At 68.0% G+C, this 388-nt stretch carries 1 pseudogene; it reads right to left on the bottom strand.

Going from position 1 to position 388, the window contains the following annotated elements:
* A pseudogene (locus ACLZOT_RS50355) lies at positions 1 to 388 on the bottom strand (glyoxylate carboligase); the annotation flags it as partial.

Genomic DNA, 388 nt, shown 5'->3' with positions numbered 1-388 from the left:
GCAGCATCTGGGCGCCGGCGATCTGCGAGAGGCCGATGGTGGAGACGTACCGGGTCTCCGGGCCGAAGGCCTTGTTCATCTCCTCGTAGACACGCTGCGGCTTGATCGGGATGTCGTCGAAGTGGGTACGGCGCTGGAGCGTCGCCTTGCGCTCCTGAGCCGAGGCCGCCCAAGCAGAGCGGTCGGGCAGCTTGCCGGCCGCCTTCAACTCCCGCGCCACCTCGACGAACAGCTCCAGGGCGGCCTTGGCGTCGGAGGCGATGCCGTAGTCCGGGGCGAAGATCTTGCCGATCTGGGTGGGCTCGATGTCGACGTGGACGAACTTCCGTCCCGCCGTGTAGACGTCCAGCTTGCCGGTGTGGCGGTTGGCCCAGCGGTTGCCGATGCC

The sequence above is a fragment of the Streptomyces sp. 4F14 genome, assembly GCF_048159485.1.
Classification (GTDB): domain Bacteria; phylum Actinomycetota; class Actinomycetes; order Streptomycetales; family Streptomycetaceae; genus Streptomyces.
The sequence above is the reverse complement of the archived record's forward strand: the minus strand, read 5'-3'. Positions and strand labels throughout refer to the sequence as shown.